Consider the following 16,579-nt stretch of genomic DNA (forward strand, 5'->3'; position numbering starts at 1 on the left):
CTCCACCTTGCACCGCCTGCTCGAGGCCCGGGGCAGCAACCGCTTTGGCCGTGATGCCCGGCGGCCGCTGGAGCTCGATCTACTGGTGGTGGATGAGCTGTCGATGGTGGATCTGCCCTTAATGCGTGCTCTGCTCAGCGCACTCCCCCCCACGGCTCGCCTGCTGCTGGTGGGCGATGCGGGCCAACTGCCGCCGGTGGGCACCGGCGCCGTGCTCGAGGAGCTCTGCCGTCCGGCCTGCCGCGAGCAGCTGGGCTCAGCCGTGGTCGAACTCACCACCACCTACCGCAACAACGGCGCCATCGCCGCCGTGGCCTCAGCCCTGCGCCAACCACAACCCAGCGGCATCGAGCCACTCGAAGCCCTGCGGCCGCAGCTGGAGCAACTGCCGCCAGGCGCCAACCTGCAATGGCTGGAGGCCCCCCTGCCCCACCTGCCCACGGCTGTGCTTCAGCCCTTGCGTGAGCAGCAACAGCGGCTGCGGGACCTCAGCCAGGGGCTGCGCTGGCAGGGGGAGCAGCTGCATCCCGACGACAGCGCCGCTCTGCTCGAGGCCTTGGAGGAACGCATCGCCTTGAGCCCGCTGCGCCAAGGGCCCTGGGGGGTGGAAGCCTTGCACCGTGCCCTGCTCGGTGCTGCGCTGGGGGCGCCGCTGGAGCGCTGGCCCCTGGGCACGCCGGTGCTCAACCGGCTGAACCGCCCGGAGCAGGAGCTCGCCAACGGCGACATCGGCGTGCTCGTGGAGCGCGAAGGCCAACGGCTGGTGTGGATGAGCTCCGGCCGTCTGCTCCACCCGGCCCGGCTGGCGGGAGCCGAACCAGCCCTGGCCCTCACGGTGCACAAAGCGCAAGGCAGCCAGTACGGCGAGGTGTTGCTGCTGCTCCCCCCCAGCCGCCACAGCGATCCGCGCCTGCTTTACACCGGTCTCACCCGGGCTCGCCGGCGGGTGCTGCTGGTCACACCGCTGCAATCCACCTAGCGTCAAGGCCATGACCAACGTGGTGGAGCGCCCCTGGGGCTGGTTTGAGCCGCTGGGCAGCGGTGAGGGCTACCTGGTGAAACGCCTCTGCATTCGCGCCGGCCAGCGCATCAGCCTGCAGCGCCACCACCACCGCAGCGAGCACTGGGTGGTGGTGGGCGGTCACGGCACGCTGCTCTGCGACAACCAGAGCCATGAAGCCAGAGCCGGCTGCACCCTGCTGATCCCCTGCGGCGCCCTGCACCGCGCCAGCGCCGGTGATCAGGATCTGCTGATCGTGGAGGTGCAACGGGGTGCACGGCTCAGCGAAGACGACATCGAACGCATCGCCGATGACTACCAACGCGTCGCCGAGGGCACTTCAGGTGAAGTGTTAGGTTGAGATCGAGACCCTTTGTGTAAGGGCAAGGCAGTTATTCGAAGCACGTCCGCTTCATTACCAGGGTGTCTGCCGGCCTGTCGACGAAGGACATTTCCAGGCCCAGCCATTCAAAACGTGACCCAAAACCTTTGTGAGAGCCTCAACAGCTCTGTGAATCAACGCGTCCATACCAATCAACGCGTCGAAACAGAGCAGCCCATCCAGACAGAGCAGCACATCCAAAGGGAAGAAAACCTTTCTGCTCCATCCGAGCTCGCTCAACAGACCGCCGTCGAGACAGACACCACCGCCCAGGTCAACGCCGCCAACGTTGCGGTTGACCTCAGCGCCCTCGATCTCGCCAGCAGCGTTGCCTCCACGCGTGATCAACCGGTGGAGGTGAGTACCACCGTGATCGCTGCCAAACCCCAGGGCTTCGCCAGCTTTGGCTTCGCGCCTGAGCTGCTCGATGCACTCACAGCCATCGGCTACGAGGAGCCCTCCCCGATTCAGAAAGCCGCCATCCCCGAGCTGCTGCTCGGCCGCGACCTGGTGGGTCAGGCCCAAACCGGCACCGGCAAGACCGCAGCCTTCGCCCTGCCGATGCTGGCTGCCCTCGATGACCACCAGCGCACCCCGCAGGTGCTGGTGCTCACCCCCACCCGTGAGCTGGCCATCCAGGTGGCGGATGCTTTCAAAAGCTATGCAGTGAACATGCCGCACCTGCGGGTGCTCCCGCTCTATGGCGGTTCCGATTTCCGCGATCAGATCGTGCGGCTCAAACGCGGCGTACAGATCGTGGTGGGCACCCCGGGCCGGGTGATGGACCACATGCGCCAGGGCACTCTCGATCTCACCGGCCTGCGCAGCCTGGTGCTGGATGAGGCCGACGAGATGCTGCGCATGGGCTTCATCGACGACGTGGAGTGGGTGCTCGAGCAGCTGCCCAGCCAGCGCCAGGTTGTGCTCTTCTCAGCCACGATGCCGCCCGAGATCCGGCGCATCTCGCACAAATACCTCAACGATCCCGCTGAGGTCACGATCAAAACCAAAGGCGCCGATTCCAGCCGGATTCGCCAGCGCTTCATCACCGTGAACGGCCCCCAGAAACTTGAGGCCCTCACCCGAGTTCTGGAATCGGAAACCAAGGAGGGGGTGATTATCTTCGCCCGCACCAAGGCGATCACCGTCACCGTGGCGGAGGCCCTGGAGGCCAAGGGTTACGACGTGGCTGTGCTCAACGGCGACGTGGCCCAGAGCCAGCGGGAGCGCACAATCGAGCGCCTCAAGAGGGGCACCGTAGACGTGCTGGTGGCCACCGATGTGGCGGCCCGCGGCCTTGATGTGGATCGCATCACCCTGGTGGTGAACTACGACATCCCGTTTGATTCCGAGGCCTACGTGCACCGGGTCGGCCGCACCGGCCGCGCCGGCCGCAGCGGCGACGCGATTCTGTTTGTCACGCCGCGGGAGCGCCGCTTCCTCGGCGGTTTGGAGCGGGCGGTGGGCCGACCGATCGAGCCGATGCCGATCCCCAGTAACGCCACCATCAACCAGAGCCGCCTGGATCGCCTGCGCCAGCGCCTCTGCGACAGCCTCGCCACTGAAGGCCGCGACGAAGAGCGCGCCCTGCTCTCCGAGATCGTGCAGCGCGTGGGCCAGGAAAGCGGCGCCACCCCCGAGCAGTTGGCCCTCGCAGCGCTGCAGCTGGTGGTGGGCAGCCAACCGCTGCTAGTGCAAGGCGATGAAAGCTGGATCCGTCAGGCTGGCGGTCGCGACGAACGCCGTGAGGGTGGACGCGATGGCCTGCGCGACCCGCGCCGTCAGGAGCGTCCGGGTCTCGGCGGCCGCCGCGGACCCCGCGAACAATCCGGCCCGCCGGAATCCGGCATGGAGCGCTTCCGCATCGAGGTGGGCTGGCGTGATCGCGTCAAGCCGGGCAACATCGTGGGTGCCATTGCCAACGAGGCGGGGCTGAACGGCCGCAGCATCGGTCGGATTCAGATCTTCGACGCCCACAGCCTCGTTGACCTGCCCCAGGGCATGCCTGACGACGTGTTCCAGGGCCTGCGGCGCCTGAAGGTGATGAATCGCGAACTGCAGATCAGCCGCTCCCGCGACTGATCCGGATCACACGGGGCTCAGGCACACAGGCCGGTGAGCCCCTCGGTGGAGAGTTCGCTGGAGAGCAACGTCAGCTGCTGCACACTGAGCCGCTCCACCGCCACCACCAGGCTGGGCTGCACGGTCTCGCATTCGCTGGCCACCAGGCTTTGCAAAAGATCAAAGCGATCCTGGGGAGCCAGCTCCCCGTCTTCGCTCCAGGCCAGACTCCAGGGCACGGGTGCCGTCATCGGAGGCGCTCGCTACGAGTGTGGATTTACTGACAATCGGACAGTAGTTGGGGAGCGGCCCATTTCTTCCGCTTCCCTTCGGGGTTGCTTCAAGCCTCTTCACGTGGCGCTGCACCCCTGCCGCAAGCGTTAAGGCACCGGCCGTCGCCGCTGTAGGCTCGCAGAGATTCAAAGGCTTACTGGCTTCCCTTCGGAACCGCGCAGCACCCACGGATCAGTTTTCAGGTTCCGCATCAAGGAATGACCATTTACATCGGCAACCTCTCGTTCCAGGCCGAACAAGAGGATTTGCTTGACCTCTTCAGCCAGTACGGCGAAGTGGCCAAGTGCAGCCTTCCCCTCGACCGTGAGACCGGCCGTAAGCGCGGTTTCGCCTTCGTCGAGATGGCGAACGAGGCCGACGAACAAAAGGCCGTTGACGACCTCCAGAACGTGGAGTGGATGGGTCGCATGATCCGCGTCAACAAAGCCACCCCCCGCCAGGGCGGTGGTGGCGGCGGCGGTGGTGGCCGCGGCGGTTATGGCGGTGGCGGCGGTGGTCGCGGCGGCTATGGCGGCGGCGGTGGCTACGGCGGCGGTGGCGGCGGTGACCGGGGTGGTTACGGCGGCGGCGGCGGCTACGACGGTGGCGGCGGCAATCGCTGGTGATCCACCAGCCTTGAGCCTCCGCTCAAACGAAAGCCCCGGGACCCGGCAATCAGATGCCGGCCCGGGGCTTTTTGTTGCCTGTCGATCAGGCGATTGCTTCCCGTTCTTCTAGCTCCGTCAGATCGTGCAGCTGATCGCGCTGCCACTCGCGGCAGCGCACCTCGCTCACGGGATGGGTGGGCTGCAGTTCGCCTTCGCGGGGCTCCGGCAAGGCATTGCGCAGGCTGCGTCGACGCAACTTCGCTGTCCAGCGATGGAAGCGATGGAAGTCTCGGGTCCTTGTCATGAACACCTCATGGTGGTGACAGCACCGGTCTAACGCCGGCGCAACCCACCGCAACGTCCGTGTGGAACAGCTTCACAGACGAATCACGGGGGCGGCCCTGCCGCAGAGGCCTGGCCTTGAATGCAGCGATGGCTTCTCCTCAACTGCCCCTGCAGCGCCTGCTGCGCAGCCTGCACCCCCATCGCCGCCTGGTGTGGCTGGCGGCGATCTGCTCGGTGCTCAACAAGCTGTTCGATCTGGCGCCGCCGGTACTGATCGGCCTGGCGGTGGATGTGGTGGTGCAGCAAAACACCTCCTGGCTGGCGGCCTTCGGGATCACCTCCGTGCCCGGGCAACTGGGGGTGCTGGCCGCACTCTCCTTTGTGATCTGGAGTGCCGAATCGCTGTTCGAGTACCTCTACGCCCTGCTCTGGCGCAACCTGGCGCAAACGGTGCAACACGAGCTGCGGCTGGAGGCCTACAGCCATCTGCAACAGCTGGAGATGGGCTTCTTTGAAGCCAGCAGCAGCGGTCGCCTTCTCGCGATCCTGAACGACGACATCAACCAACTCGAGCGCTTTCTCGATCACGGCGCCAACGAGATCCTGCAGCTGATCACCACCGTGCTGGCCGTGGGCGGCGCCATGGTGTGGCTCTCACCCACGGTGGCGGGGGTTTCGTTCATCCCGATCCCACTGATCCTGTGGGGATCGCTGAACTTCCAGAAACGTCTGCAGCCGCGCTACCGGGAGGTGCGCGAGCGGGCCGGTGATCTCGCCAGCCGCCTCGCCAACAACCTAGGCGGCATGCTCACGATCAAGAGCTACGCCGCTGAGCCATGGGAGAACCAACGGCTCGCCGAGCAGAGCCAGGCCTACCGGATCAGCAACGCCAAAGCGATCCGCTTCTCGGCTGCCTTCATCCCCCTGATCCGCTTCGCGATTCTGTTTGCCTTCCTGGCGATCCTGGTGATCGGCGGGCTGCAGGCCTGGAGCGGCACCATCGCCGTGGGCACCTATTCCTTCCTGGTGTTCATCACCCAGCGGTTGCTGTGGCCGCTCACCAGCCTCGGCCGCACCCTCGACGACTACCAGCGCGCCATGGCCTCCAGCCAGCGGGTGCTGGATCTGATCGACACTCCCATCGCCATCCCCAGCGGGGATCGCCGTCTACCCCTCCACCAAGTTCGCGGCGCCCTGCGCTTCCGAGGCGTGGATTTCGCCTACAGCGGCCGTGAACCACTACTGCAGCACTTCAACCTGGAGGTGCCCGCCGGCAGCACCATCGGCATCGTGGGCGCCACCGGCTCGGGCAAGAGCACGATCGTGAAACTGCTGTTGCGGTTCTATGAGCTGCAGGGGGGCGAGATCCTGCTCGATGGCATTCCGATCCACCAACTGCAACTCGCCGACCTGCGCCGCGCCATCGGTCTGGTGAGCCAGGAGGTGTTTCTGTTCCACGGCACCGTGGCCGAAAACATCGCCTACGGCAACTTCGAGGCAGCCCGCGCTGCAATCGAACAGGCCGCCGAACGGGCCGAAGCAGCCCGCTTCATCGAGGCCCTGCCCCAGGGCTACGACACAGTTGTGGGGGAAAGGGGTCAGCGCCTCTCCGGCGGCCAGCGCCAGCGCATTGCCCTGGCCCGCGCCATCCTCAAGAACCCGCCGGTGCTGATCTTGGATGAGGCCACAGCAGCGGTCGACAACGAAACGGAAGCGGCGATCCAGCGCTCCCTCGATCTGATCACGGCCGAGCGCACCACCCTGGTGATCGCTCACCGCCTGTCCACCGTGCGCCACGCCAATCAGATCGTGGTGATGGAGCAGGGCCGGATCGTGGAGCGAGGCAGTCACGACGAACTGATCGCCGCCGGCGGGGTCTACGTGAACCTCTGGCGGGTGCAGGCGGGGCTGCGCGCCGATGAAGCCCTACGCCTCTGAGACAGACCAGAAACTGACCGCCGGTTATGCAACGTTGAAGGGTTGGTCAAGAGGCGTGAAATAAGTTGTGAGAATGAAGAGTCCAGGCCTGAAGAGCATCGGCATGCGCCCCCGCGATGAGCGCGGCCCGATCCTGATGGCCATTGCCGTGGGACTGGGCGGCGGTCTGCTGCTGGCTGCACCGCTCAGCCAACTGTTGGATGGGCCTCCCGCGGGCAGCAATCACCAGGTGGTGAATCCGTTCAGCAGCTGGACGGGTATGGGCGAGAAGGAAGTGGTGATCCTCGGCACCGATGTGGGCGGCGGCAACACCGATGTGATGTACACGCTGCGGGTGGACAACGGCGTGACCAAGCTCACCCAGGTGCCGCGCGACACCTACATCGACTCCAGCCGCTTCGGCCCGCTCAAGGCCAACGCCCTTTACGCCTTCGGCGGCCCGGATGCGGTGAAGCAGGAGCTCTCCAAACACCTGGGCCGGCCGGTGCAGCACCACATCCTGGTGAACCTCTCGGTGATCCGCCGCCTCGGCGATGCCCTCGGCGGCCTCGAGGTGGATGTACCCAAGCGCATGTATTACAACGACAACACCCAGGGCCTGCACATCGATCTACAGCCCGGCCGCCAGGTGCTGCGCGGCCGCGACATCGAGGGCTTCCTGCGCTTCCGCCACGACGAACTCGGCGACATCGGCCGTCTCGATCGCCAGAAGCTTCTGCTCAAAGCGCTCTTCGATCAACTAACGAAACCGGAAAGCCTCGTTCGCCTCCCCTCCCTGCTGGCCGCTGCCGGGAAGGACATGAAAACCGACCTTGGCCCGATGGAGATCGGTGGCCTGATCACTGCCATGGGCGGCACCAAACTCGATGCAGAGCGCCTGGGCGGCCGACCGTTCATGCGCGATGGCATCAGCTACTGGGAAGCCGAGTGGCCCAAACCGAGCACGGAATCTGCCACTGCCGGCACCACCCCCGACCGCTACGGCTCCGTGTTCTGATCGAGCAGAGCCTCCTGCTCAGCGCGATAGGCCGCAGGCAGCGCCACCAGAAACAGCCACCACCACAGCAACACGCCAAGAGCCAGGGGTGCACTGATCCACCAGCGCTGCAGCAACCACCAGCTGCCACCCACCACCACAACGCCGGTGAGCAGGATCGACCAGGGCTGACACCACCAGGGTTTCTGGCTCCAGAGGCTCTCAGCCATGGGGATGTCCGGAACGGGAGAGCACGAGCAGCGCCAGCAACAGAGCCACCAGCGCCATCAACGGGCTGGCGGCGGCCACTGTGACCCCCAGCGCCGCCGTGAACCAGATCGAGGCGGCGCTGGTAAGGCCATGCACCTGGGGGGTGGGGTCGTCGTGGCCATTACCGCGGCGATCCACCAGGATCTCGCCGGCACCCAGGAAGCCCACACCGGTGGCCACCCCTTGAATCACGCGGCTGCGGGCCTCCAGATCCGGCCCCGCTGCGAGCACCATCAGGCAGGCGCTCAACCCCACCAGAACGTGCATGCGCAGACGGCTGGGCTGGGGATGGCGGAAGTGCTGAGCGCGGTTCACCCCCACCGCCATGCCGCAGAGCACCGCCAGCCCAAGGCGCAGCAACACCTCCAGATCGGGAGAAACAGCGGGAATCCAATTCACGGGGAACGGGCGATCAATGGAAGCCGGCCATAAGCTCATGCCCAGCGCCGGAGCCGCGGACGGTGTCCAACCAGTTGCTGCGCAACAGCCTCAAGCTGGCCGTGGCGGTGTTCATCACAGCCACCATCGCGGTGTGGACGGAACGCATCGAGTTTGTCTGGTATCCGCTGCTGGCGGCGATCATCGTTGTGGACGACAACGATGATCAAACCGTCAAGGCGGCTTCAGCACGGATCCTTGGCACGGTGGCCGGAGGGCTGATCACCTTCATCGTGCACACCATCCTGTCGGGCTGGATGGGGGTGTTGGTGTCGCTGGTGCTGATGATCCCGATCTTGGAGTGGCTGGGCTGGCAGAGCGCCTTGGGCACCGCAAGCATCACCAGCATCATGTTTTTGATGATCCCCAGCCACGTGGCGCTCAATTGGAACTATGTGTTCAATCGAGCGCTCGACACGGTGGTGGGATGCGTGGTGGCGATCCTGGTGGGATTGCTGTTCTGGCCGCGCAACAGTTATCGCGAGCTCGGCGCCGCCGATGAGCGCCTCCGCAGCAGCTTGCAACGGCAATTGCGGCACTACAGCGCCTGGCTGCGCCAACAGGCCGAACGCCCCATCCCCCTCAACCCAGCCCCCCTCACCGGCGATCTACTGCGCATGGAGCAGTTGGTGAGCCGCGAACGCAGCGGTCCCCGCCACCAGCTCCTGCGCAGGAGCCAATGGGAGCAGCGCCTGCGGCTCTGGCAGCTCACCCAATCCCACTGGGTGAGCTGGGAGCGGTTAATGCAATCTCTCCCCGAGCGCTCGCTCCAGCAGGCGGAGCTGATCCGCGGGGCCGTCGTCGCCCTGAACGAGCAACTCGAGGCCCGGCCCCGACCCACCCCCCAACGCAACACCCAGGCCTGGCAGCAGCTGGCCGAGCGCGAACAGCTGCCCCTGCTCCCTCTGCTCGCCTTGGCCGAAGAGCTGCGTCCCCTGCATGCCTGCCTCGGAGGCCTCCATCGCCTCGCCCCCGCGCAGACGCAACGGTCGTGATCAACCGCAACGCCCTGCGCACCGCCCTCACTGCCGGCCTGGGCAATGGCTTCGCCAGCATCACCGGCCTGCCCGACGGTCAATACGTGGCCCTGGCGGTGCTGTCGGTGTCCAGCGGCACCTATGGCACCTCCTTCGAACTGGGCCGCCAACGCCTGCTCGGCACCGTGCTCGGCTCGGTGTTGTTGTTGATCGGGTTTGAATGCCTGCACGGCCTGCCGATCGCGGTGGGGCTGGCGATCACCCTGGGCTGCCTGCGGCTCCTCGGCGGTCTGCTGAGCCTGAAGGTGGGCTACAAGGTGGGCGGCATGATCGTGGTGATGGGCTGGCTGGTGCACGAGGGCAACCTCGCCAGCTGGATTCCACTGCGCTTCTTCTGGACAGCCCTCGGCGTGGTGCTCACCGTGCTCAGCCTGCGGCTCTTCTGGCCGGCGCGGGGGATCGCGCAATGCCTTGGGCGCTACGGCGACCTGATGGAGCAGTTGCAGCACACCTTCACTGCCCTGGCCCAGCGCCTCGAGCCCCAGCCGGCAGCCGGGGCGGCGCCCGCTCCAGCCGCCCGTTTTCATCAGTTGCGCGCCACGCTGCAGAACGCCCGTAGCCAGCGGCCTGCGCTGCTGCAGGAGCTGGGGAACCAACCCCAGCGCCACCCGGCGGTGCTGTTGGTGAGCAGCCTCGATGCCGCGGCCTCACGGCTCGTCACGATGGTGGGCGGCATGGAGCGGGCTGTGCCCCCCGAGCGCGACCCCAACCTGGTGGCCCGGCTGCACCAAGCCGAAGCCGAGCTGCTCGAGCGCATGGCGGCTCAGGTGGGGATCTGGAGCCGACAGCTGCGCAGCGGCGGTGGGCTGCCCAGCCCACCGCCGCAAGAACTCGAGCTACCCCGCAGCTGGCTGGATCTCGGCGCCGAACTGAATGATCCGCTCGCCAATTCCGCCTCCCTGGAGCGGCTTGAGCGCATTGCCACCCGGCTCGTGCTTTGCCGCCAGGCGGAGCAAGCGATCCGCGACGGAGAAAACAGCTGGCGGACAATCATGGCGAAGAGGTGATCCGGCCATGACGGTTGTTCGCGCCCTACTGCAGCAGCGCCACAACTATTACCGCTGGTTGCTGATCGTGGAGGTGATCGCCTTGATCAGCCTGCGGCCGTTGCAACAGGCGCCGCAGCTGGTGAGCGTGGTCTACCTGATCATCGGTGGCGTTGGGGTACTCATGGATTCCCCCCTGCTGCCCCAGAACAGGCTCATGCCTCAGCTGCACACGGCGGTGATTCCCCAGAAGCAGCACAACTATCTGCGGCAGGTGATCCGACGGCGCCGTTGGTTGCAATACGGCTGGCTCTGCGCCGCCGGGGTGGAAGTGCTCTGGCAGCTCTCCTTGTTGCTGCGGCCAACCCTGGCGCTGCACCTGAGCGTGTTGCACATGCTCGTTTGGCTGTGCCTCTTGCTGTATGAGCTCTGGGCCCTGATGACAGCTCTTGCAGAAGAGCCGATGTTCAGCGGAGACCTGTTAATGGGTGCAGCGGCGGGGTATCTGCTGATCGGCTTCACCGGCGGGATCGTGCTCAATTCGCTGGTGGTGCTCGATCCGGCGGCTTTCACCGTGACGGGATCTCCCTATGGCGAGTTGCCCGCAGCGATCGCCTATGCGCCCCACATGCTGGGCGCTGCCTTCGGCAGCCTCACCACCCTGGGCAGCCCGGTGCTGAACAATCAGAACCTCACCAGCGTGAGCGCCAGCGCGGGCATCACGATCGTGGGGCAGCTCTATGTGGCGATCCTGATCGCCGGTGTGCTGGGCAAGCCACGCCAGATCGCCAGCGTGCGCAAGGCGGCACATCGGGACCATCGCCGATCGGCTCCGTCCCCCAGACTGCGGCGCAAGAGGCGCTGATCGGCACCACCGTGGCACTGCGACAGCGCGTTCTCACCCTCACCCTGCTCTGCAGCGGGCCGGCCCTGGCGGCACCGCAGCCGACCAGTCCGTTCTCCACGACCGTGCCAGCCCCGATGATCGGCGGCTCCACCGAACTGCTCGAGCGCAGTTGGCAGAAGCTCGATGCCGAATTGCGGGCGCTCGATCAGCTGCTGCCGGCTGAGCCTGAGCCCCCCGTGCGCGATGTGCTCAGCACCCCTGAGCTCCCGCCCAATCTCTTGCGGGCCAACGAACCGGCGGAAGGCCCCATCCAACCGGAGCAATCCACCCCTGCCCCGCCCCTGGATCTGCCAACCCCCAAACAGCTGGAGGCCGCTGGCATCGCCAGCCTCAGCCTTGAGCAGGCCTTGGCCATTGCCTTCGCAGGCAGCGCCAGCCTGCAGGCCCAACGCGAACAGGTAGCGGCAGCCCTGGCCAGCTTCCAGGCGGCGATGGGCACTTACTGGCCCACCATCAGCGCCTTTGCGGCCGGTGGCTACGACCGCAGCCGCAGCACCGAAACCTCGCTGCAAGCCAACGACAACCTGGGCTTCGGCCCGCTGTTCGACAGCAATGGCTTGCTCACCCCAAGCCCAAAGCCGCCGGGCTACGCGCCCACCCCAGGCCCTTTTTATGTGCCGGAAGGCGGCTCGGCGAAGCTCACTTCAGGCAACAGCGCCTTTGAAGGCGGGCTGCAGCTCAACTACGCCCTGCTCGATTTCGCCAGAACACCCAGGGTGCAGGCGTCCCGCGCCAGCCTCGAGCAAGAGCGCAACACCTACGCCAATCAGCTGCGCTCCTTGCAGCTGCAGGTGAGTGAGGCCTACTACCAGCTGCAACAGCAGGAACAGCTGGTGCGCGTGTACGACGCGAACGTGCGCAACGACCTAGTGATCCTGCAGGACAGCCTCGATCTCAAACAGGCCGGTCTCGTGCCTCGCCTCGATGTGTTGCGGCGCCGCGCGATTCAGGCCTCCGATGAAGAAACGCTGATTCAGGCGATGGCCGATCGCGCCGTGGCGCGCCGGCGGCTGGCGGTGCTGCTCAACCTGCCGCCCCAGGTCACCCCCAGCGCCAGCGACCCGATCGCGGTGCAGCCCCGTTGGCCCCTGGATCTCGAGGCGAGCCTGTTGGCGGCCTACCGCGGCAACCCCGAGCTCGAGGCCATCCTCGCCACCCGCCAAGCCCTGGCGGAGCAGAAGCAGGCCACCGCAGCTGGCTTGCTGCCCAAACTGTCGCTGTTCGCCAACGCCGGCGGCAGCAGCAACCTCTCCAGCCTCAGCAACTTTGAACTGGGGGGCGGCGGCTGTTGCGGCTCCACCGTCCTGCCCCTCAGCTCCACCAATGCCTGGGATTGGTCGGTGGGCCTCACCATGACCTGGCTGCTCTTTGATGCCGGCACCACCGCCGGGCAGGCCCGCGCCTTCGCCAAGCGGGAAGCCGCCGCGGCCCAGCAATACGCCGCCACCCGCAATGACATCCGCCTGCGGCTGGAGCAAGCCTTCTTCAACCACGAAGCCAGCCTGGCCAAGCTCAGCTCGGCCCGCCGAGGCGTAGCCGCGGCCCTCGAAGCCTTTCGCGATGTGCGCCTGCGCTATCTCACCGGCCTCTCCAGCGAGCTGGATGTATCCATCACCCAGGACCGCCTGATCAACAGCCTGGTGCAACGGCTCAACGCCACGGTGGGCGTGAATGTCACCTACGCGCAGCTGCTCCGGGAGCTGTTGCCCATGCCGCGCGATCCCAACCAACCGATCCAGCCACAGCTGCAGCTGCAGGTCTCGAGCAGCACCCCCTGAGGACGGCCAGCGCCATGGCCACCACCCTGCCGAGCCTCAGCCCCCTTTGGCGCAACAGCCTGCGCACCTGGCTGGCTGCCACGCTCACCATCGGGATCATGCTCTGGTCGGGCCGACGCGACGTGATGATGCTCGGCCTGTTGATGGCGGTGCTGTTCATCAACGACAACGAGCTCACCCCGGTGCGCAGCCTTGGCCAATTGGTGGGAGGCGCCCTGGTGGGGATCCTCAGCGCCGCGGTGCTGCATCACTTCTCCGAGGGCTGGCTGGTGACCGCCATCGGCTTGCTCATCACGGGCTGCCTCGTGCGCGGCCTTGGCCTCACCAAAGGCGTGAGCATGGGCTACATGGGCTGCTGGGCGCTGGAGATTGTTGGCTATGGCAAACAGTTCAACTGGGCGCTGATCTTCAACCTGGCATTCACGGTGGTGACGGGCATCGCCATGGCACAACTGGCCACCTGGGTGTTCTGGCCGCGCCGGCCGCTCCAACAACTGCCAGCCCTTGAAGCCGGGCTGTGCGACCAGCTGCGGCAACAGATTCAACGCATGCGCCACTGGCTCGACACCGGTGGCGAGGCGCCAGCACCGCTGCAATCCAAAGCGTTGCTGCCCCAGATCCTCCAGCTGCAGGAACTGCGCGATCAACGGGCCGGCGTCCGCACCCCGGCGGCAGTCCGGCGACTGAGCTCACGTTGGGCGCAAACCGGCAGCATCTGGCGCCAACTGCTGCGCCAATGGCTGTTGCTGGAGCCCCTGTTGCTGCAGCTACCGCCCCGCCCCGCCAGTGCGCCACTCCTGCAAGCCGAGCTGCGGGCCCTGGAAGCAGCCCTGGACAGCAGCGCAGCCATTCCGCCGATGCCTGCCGCGATCGATCCCGCAGGCACCCAGAACAACTGGTTGCAGGAGGCGGCTCAGCTTCAGGCCTCCCCACCCTTGCTCCTGGCCATCGGCCAACAGATCACCCAACTGCACCAACTGCTCCACAGCCGCGGCCTGGTGCGCCAGGCGATCGGGCGCCAGGAGACCAGCTGAGTGATGCTGCGGCCCACCCTGCGCGACAACCTGCGCCTGGCCCTCACGGTGGCCCTGGTGAATGGCTTTGCCACCCTCACCGGTCTTGCCTTTGCGATGTATGCCTCGCTGGCGGTGCTGAGCGTGAGCGTGGGCAACTACGGCAACACACTGGAGCTGGGGCGCCAACGGCTGATCGGCACCACCATTGGCGCCATCGTGGTGTTCTTCGGCTACCGGGCCTGGGGCCATCTGCCGGTGCTGATCGCCCTGCCTCTGGCGATGCTGCTCGCCCGCCTGATCGCCGGCAGCCTGCGGCTCACAGTGGGCTACTCGGTGTGTTGCTTTGTCGTGATCATGGGATGGCTGTTGCATGAGCAACAGCTCGACAGCTGGATCCCGCTGCGTCTGTTCTGGACGGCGTTCGGGATCGTCATGGCGCTGCTCAGCCTGAGGCTGTTCTGGCCAGCGCGGGCCCGCCTGCAACAACGCCAGGGATTGCTGCGGTTGCTGGTGGATCTGGGCCACACCCTCAGCGACTACCTGCAGTCGCCGCCCGATGCGAAACGCCGCAACGCCATCACCCAACGGCTACGGACGATGCGCAACAGCCTGATCAGCCTGCGCGAGCAACGGGTGAACGCCCTGCGGGAGCTCGGTCCCCTGGCGAGCCGACATCCTGTCGCCCAGCTCTGGGATCTGATGGATCACGCCTGCGAGATGTTGATTCTCGATCTCGATGAATTGCGTCGTCTACCCGATCCCCAATGGCAGGCCTGGGGACTGCAGCGCCAACACGAGGCTGCGCTGCAGTTCACCGCAGCAGTGGCGGATCGACTACTCAACTGGCAGGGCAACTTGAGCCGCTCCTTGGAGCTGCAGCCGCCACCGCCAACGCCGCGGCCTGTGCTTCCGATCAAAGACCTCAGCGACGAGCCAGCCAAGGCCGCCTTTCAACGCCTCACCCCCAGCGAGCTGCAACAGGTGGCGGGCCGGCTGATGGTCCTCAACCGCATCGACCACATCATGGAGAGCACCGAACGGCGCTGGCGGGCCCTGGTGACCTGAGCCTCAGGCCCCCGGTCGCGACGACCACCAGCGCTCAATTCGATAAAGCAACACCACCACCAACACCACCAACCAGAACCACAGCTCCGGCGGATTGGCGTTGAACAGGATCAGCAGCAACACCACTTCGCCCACCAGCCAGGGCAGCTCCTGACGCAGCAACGCGTTGCGGATCGGCGGGAAACGAGGGGTCATTGGAGGGTGTTGGGCTGACGCAGGAAGGGCAGGTTCCAGCGCAGGTCGATGCCGGGGGTGCGATAACCACCGGTGAGGGAGCGCAGGCCGGGGATCACATAGGTGATCGGAGAGCGCCATTCCACATAGGCGTGGGTGGAGATCGTGAGACCTTCGCGGATCGGAAACACACCGCTGCCACCGGAGAGGGTCCAGCGGTAGCCATCCACGCTGCTCGGATCGTGCTCGAGCTCGATCTCGCTGCGCATCACCGGGCCGTTCTTGGTGAGCTCCTGGGCGAGCTGCGGGTTGCCGATGGTGGTGGAGATGTCATCTTCCGTGGCGGGGAGCGTCAGCACCTGGTTCACCTTGCCCACAATCCCGCCGAAGCGGCCGCGCTGGTTCCACAGCGGCACCACCTCCACCGGTAGCCCCAGGGGCAGGCGGCGGGCATCAGCCGGCGAGAAGTAGGCCACAGCTTTGAGGGGACGGTCTTTGCTGTTGGGTTGCTCCGGCCGGCCGATCGTGCCCAGCCGCTGGCCGGTGCTCACGGTTTGCCCGGGGATCACCTGCAGATCGAGCACCGTGCCATCGCGCTCGGCATGCACCTTGCCGTCGTAGGAGATCTTGGCCTCGGTCACCTCGATCTGCCGTTTGAGATCGTCGATCTGATAACGGCGCTGCAGGGCCTGGGTTTCGATGTTGAGCTTCACCTGCTGGTAGCTGGTCACCACATTGCGCTCGTTGATCTTCACGTCATCGAGGTTCACGCTGGTGCTGGTGAGGCCCTGCTCCGCCGACACCACTTCGGTGGAGAGCGGCGCCACCACTTCACGCTTGGCCAACCAGTCGAGGTTGCGCAACTTGCTGGAATACGTCGACTGCAGCTCGCCATAGCGGCGGCGATCGTCGGAATACTTGGCAAGGGCGGTATCGAGGGCCCGCTTCTCGGTGAGCAGGCGCTGAGCATCGCGGTAGTCGAGCTTCTCGTTGTGGCGCTCAAGCTGGCGCAGGTTGCCGCGTTGCTGCTCCAGTTGCCGCTCGAGCACCGGCAGATAGAGCTGCATCAACACCTGACCCTTCTTCACCTTCTGCCCCACCCGCACGTACACCTCACGCACTTGGCCGCCGGAGCGGGCATTGAGGATGCCGGCGTTCTCGGGATAGATCAGCACGCCGGTGCCCATCACCTCGGTGGGCACCGGCCAGAACAGCGCCCACAACACCACCGAACCGGTCACACCCGCCAGGCACACACCCACCTGGTTGTGGTCGCTCAGCCCTTGCCAGCGCTCGCGCAACTGCTGCGCACGCCGCCGGTACCAAGGCGCGTCGGCAGTGGGGGAGGCCTGTGTCATGGCCGCCAGCTTGCAGGAATCAACTGC

General features: G+C 66.1%; 18 protein-coding genes. 12 read left to right on the top strand and 6 right to left on the bottom strand.

Annotated elements, in window-relative coordinates; genetic code table 11:
- From ACIQ2E_RS00595 to ACIQ2E_RS00605, 3 genes are all read left to right on the top strand, one after another.
- The coding region (locus ACIQ2E_RS00595) for an AAA family ATPase (RefSeq protein WP_398324661.1) at positions 1 to 979 on the top strand (979 nt) is incomplete at its 5' end.
- Positions 980 to 989: 10 nt separating this feature from the next.
- A complete protein-coding gene (locus ACIQ2E_RS00600) occupies positions 990 to 1,361 on the top strand; it encodes a phosphomannose isomerase type II C-terminal cupin domain (protein ID WP_398324664.1) in 372 nt (123 codons plus the stop codon).
- A 372-nt stretch (positions 1,362 to 1,733) separates the two neighbouring features.
- Positions 1,734 to 3,464: a DEAD/DEAH box helicase gene (locus ACIQ2E_RS00605; RefSeq protein ID WP_398324748.1), complete on the top strand. Its 1,731-nt coding sequence runs from the start codon at positions 1,734 to 1,736 to the stop codon at positions 3,462 to 3,464.
- Between the two features lie 17 nt (positions 3,465 to 3,481).
- On the opposite strand, the gene ACIQ2E_RS00610 is transcribed toward ACIQ2E_RS00605, so the two are convergent.
- Positions 3,482 to 3,694 (bottom strand): hypothetical protein, encoded by a 213-nt coding sequence (locus ACIQ2E_RS00610; protein ID WP_398324667.1) that lies wholly within the window; start codon positions 3,692 to 3,694, stop codon positions 3,482 to 3,484.
- 240 nt (positions 3,695 to 3,934) lie between these two features.
- Between ACIQ2E_RS00610 and ACIQ2E_RS00615 the strand changes: the two genes are divergently transcribed.
- Positions 3,935 to 4,342: an RNA recognition motif domain-containing protein gene (locus tag ACIQ2E_RS00615; RefSeq protein ID WP_398324670.1), complete on the top strand. Its 408-nt coding sequence runs from the start codon at positions 3,935 to 3,937 to the stop codon at positions 4,340 to 4,342.
- Positions 4,343 to 4,427: 85 nt separating this feature from the next.
- Here the strand turns inward: ACIQ2E_RS00615 and ACIQ2E_RS00620 are convergent, their stop codons facing one another.
- Positions 4,428 to 4,628, bottom strand: coding sequence for a hypothetical protein (locus ACIQ2E_RS00620; protein WP_398324673.1), 201 nt, complete (start codon positions 4,626 to 4,628; stop codon positions 4,428 to 4,430).
- A gap of 128 nt (positions 4,629 to 4,756) precedes the next feature.
- Here ACIQ2E_RS00620 and ACIQ2E_RS00625 point away from each other — a divergent pair, with 128 nt between their 5' ends.
- The gene (locus ACIQ2E_RS00625) at positions 4,757 to 6,547 is read left to right on the top strand and encodes an ABC transporter ATP-binding protein (RefSeq protein ID WP_398324676.1); all 1,791 of its coding nucleotides are present in this window, start codon (positions 4,757 to 4,759) and stop codon (positions 6,545 to 6,547) included.
- Positions 6,548 to 6,620: 73 nt separating this feature from the next.
- A complete protein-coding gene (locus ACIQ2E_RS00630) occupies positions 6,621 to 7,544 on the top strand; it encodes an LCP family protein (protein WP_398324679.1) in 924 nt (307 codons plus the stop codon).
- Here the strand turns inward: ACIQ2E_RS00630 and ACIQ2E_RS00635 are convergent.
- Together ACIQ2E_RS00635 and ACIQ2E_RS00640 are read right to left on the bottom strand one after the other, a co-directional pair.
- Entirely contained in the window at positions 7,526 to 7,753 is a 228-nt protein-coding gene (locus ACIQ2E_RS00635; RefSeq protein WP_398324682.1) for a DUF6737 family protein, read from the bottom strand. The genes ACIQ2E_RS00630 and ACIQ2E_RS00635 overlap by 19 nt on opposite strands.
- Positions 7,746 to 8,231: an MgtC/SapB family protein gene (locus ACIQ2E_RS00640; RefSeq protein ID WP_398324685.1), complete on the bottom strand. Its 486-nt coding sequence runs from the start codon at positions 8,229 to 8,231 to the stop codon at positions 7,746 to 7,748. Before ACIQ2E_RS00640 ends, ACIQ2E_RS00635 begins: the two co-directional genes overlap by 8 nt.
- 23 nt (positions 8,232 to 8,254) lie before the next feature.
- On the opposite strand from ACIQ2E_RS00640, the gene ACIQ2E_RS00645 reads away from it, so the two are divergent.
- The 6 genes from ACIQ2E_RS00645 to ACIQ2E_RS00670 are packed head-to-tail and all read left to right on the top strand — an operon-like array spanning position 8,255 to position 15,020.
- A complete protein-coding gene (locus ACIQ2E_RS00645) occupies positions 8,255 to 9,226 on the top strand; it encodes an aromatic acid exporter family protein (protein WP_398324688.1) in 972 nt (323 codons plus the stop codon).
- Complete coding sequence (locus ACIQ2E_RS00650) at positions 9,223 to 10,275, top strand: FUSC family protein (protein WP_398324691.1); 1,053 nt, start codon at positions 9,223 to 9,225, stop codon at positions 10,273 to 10,275. The genes ACIQ2E_RS00645 and ACIQ2E_RS00650 overlap by 4 nt, the downstream gene beginning before the upstream one ends.
- A gap of 7 nt (positions 10,276 to 10,282) precedes the next feature.
- Positions 10,283 to 11,119 (top strand): hypothetical protein, encoded by an 837-nt coding sequence (locus tag ACIQ2E_RS00655; RefSeq protein ID WP_398324693.1) that lies wholly within the window; start codon positions 10,283 to 10,285, stop codon positions 11,117 to 11,119.
- Positions 11,120 to 11,130: 11 nt separating this feature from the next.
- Positions 11,131 to 12,939: a TolC family protein gene (locus tag ACIQ2E_RS00660; protein ID WP_398324696.1), complete on the top strand. Its 1,809-nt coding sequence runs from the start codon at positions 11,131 to 11,133 to the stop codon at positions 12,937 to 12,939.
- Between the two features lie 14 nt (positions 12,940 to 12,953).
- Positions 12,954 to 13,973 carry a hypothetical protein gene (locus tag ACIQ2E_RS00665; RefSeq protein ID WP_398324699.1) on the top strand — a complete coding sequence of 340 codons (1,020 nt, stop codon included), beginning with the start codon at positions 12,954 to 12,956 and terminating at the stop codon, positions 13,971 to 13,973.
- 3 nt (positions 13,974 to 13,976) lie between these two features.
- Positions 13,977 to 15,020, top strand: coding sequence for an FUSC family protein (locus tag ACIQ2E_RS00670; RefSeq protein WP_398324702.1), 1,044 nt, complete (start codon positions 13,977 to 13,979; stop codon positions 15,018 to 15,020).
- Positions 15,021 to 15,023: 3 nt separating this feature from the next.
- Here ACIQ2E_RS00670 and ACIQ2E_RS00675 read toward each other — a convergent pair whose 3' ends face one another.
- Positions 15,024 to 15,215 carry a hypothetical protein gene (locus tag ACIQ2E_RS00675; protein ID WP_398324705.1) on the bottom strand — a complete coding sequence of 64 codons (192 nt, stop codon included), beginning with the start codon at positions 15,213 to 15,215 and terminating at the stop codon, positions 15,024 to 15,026.
- Entirely contained in the window at positions 15,212 to 16,552 is a 1,341-nt protein-coding gene (locus ACIQ2E_RS00680; protein WP_398324708.1) for an NHLP bacteriocin system secretion protein, read from the bottom strand. Before ACIQ2E_RS00680 ends, ACIQ2E_RS00675 begins: the two co-directional genes overlap by 4 nt.
- Positions 16,553 to 16,579: the final 27 nt, after the last annotated feature.

The sequence above is a fragment of the Vulcanococcus sp. genome, assembly GCF_044369115.1.
Classification (GTDB): Bacteria; Cyanobacteriota; Cyanobacteriia; order PCC-6307; family Cyanobiaceae; genus Vulcanococcus.

Bases quoted from the DNA above. Each gene is read 5' to 3' on its own strand.
- ACIQ2E_RS00600 (WP_398324664.1), top strand. From the start codon at position 990: ATGACCAACGTGGTGGAGCGCCCCTGGGGCTGGTTTGAGCCGCTGGGC.
- ACIQ2E_RS00610 (WP_398324667.1), bottom strand. From the start codon at position 3,694: ATGACGGCACCCGTGCCCTGGAGTCTGGCCTGGAGCGAAGACGGGGAG.
- ACIQ2E_RS00615 (WP_398324670.1), top strand. From the start codon at position 3,935: ATGACCATTTACATCGGCAACCTCTCGTTCCAGGCCGAACAAGAGGAT.
- ACIQ2E_RS00620 (WP_398324673.1), bottom strand. From the start codon at position 4,628: ATGACAAGGACCCGAGACTTCCATCGCTTCCATCGCTGGACAGCGAAG.
- ACIQ2E_RS00625 (WP_398324676.1), top strand. From the start codon at position 4,757: ATGGCTTCTCCTCAACTGCCCCTGCAGCGCCTGCTGCGCAGCCTGCAC.
- ACIQ2E_RS00630 (WP_398324679.1), top strand. From the start codon at position 6,621: ATGAAGAGTCCAGGCCTGAAGAGCATCGGCATGCGCCCCCGCGATGAG.
- ACIQ2E_RS00635 (WP_398324682.1), bottom strand. From the start codon at position 7,753: ATGGCTGAGAGCCTCTGGAGCCAGAAACCCTGGTGGTGTCAGCCCTGG.
- ACIQ2E_RS00640 (WP_398324685.1), bottom strand. From the start codon at position 8,231: ATGAGCTTATGGCCGGCTTCCATTGATCGCCCGTTCCCCGTGAATTGG.
- ACIQ2E_RS00655 (WP_398324693.1), top strand. From the start codon at position 10,283: ATGACGGTTGTTCGCGCCCTACTGCAGCAGCGCCACAACTATTACCGC.
- ACIQ2E_RS00665 (WP_398324699.1), top strand. From the start codon at position 12,954: ATGGCCACCACCCTGCCGAGCCTCAGCCCCCTTTGGCGCAACAGCCTG.
- ACIQ2E_RS00670 (WP_398324702.1), top strand. From the start codon at position 13,977: ATGCTGCGGCCCACCCTGCGCGACAACCTGCGCCTGGCCCTCACGGTG.
- ACIQ2E_RS00675 (WP_398324705.1), bottom strand. From the start codon at position 15,215: ATGACCCCTCGTTTCCCGCCGATCCGCAACGCGTTGCTGCGTCAGGAG.
- ACIQ2E_RS00680 (WP_398324708.1), bottom strand. From the start codon at position 16,552: ATGACACAGGCCTCCCCCACTGCCGACGCGCCTTGGTACCGGCGGCGT.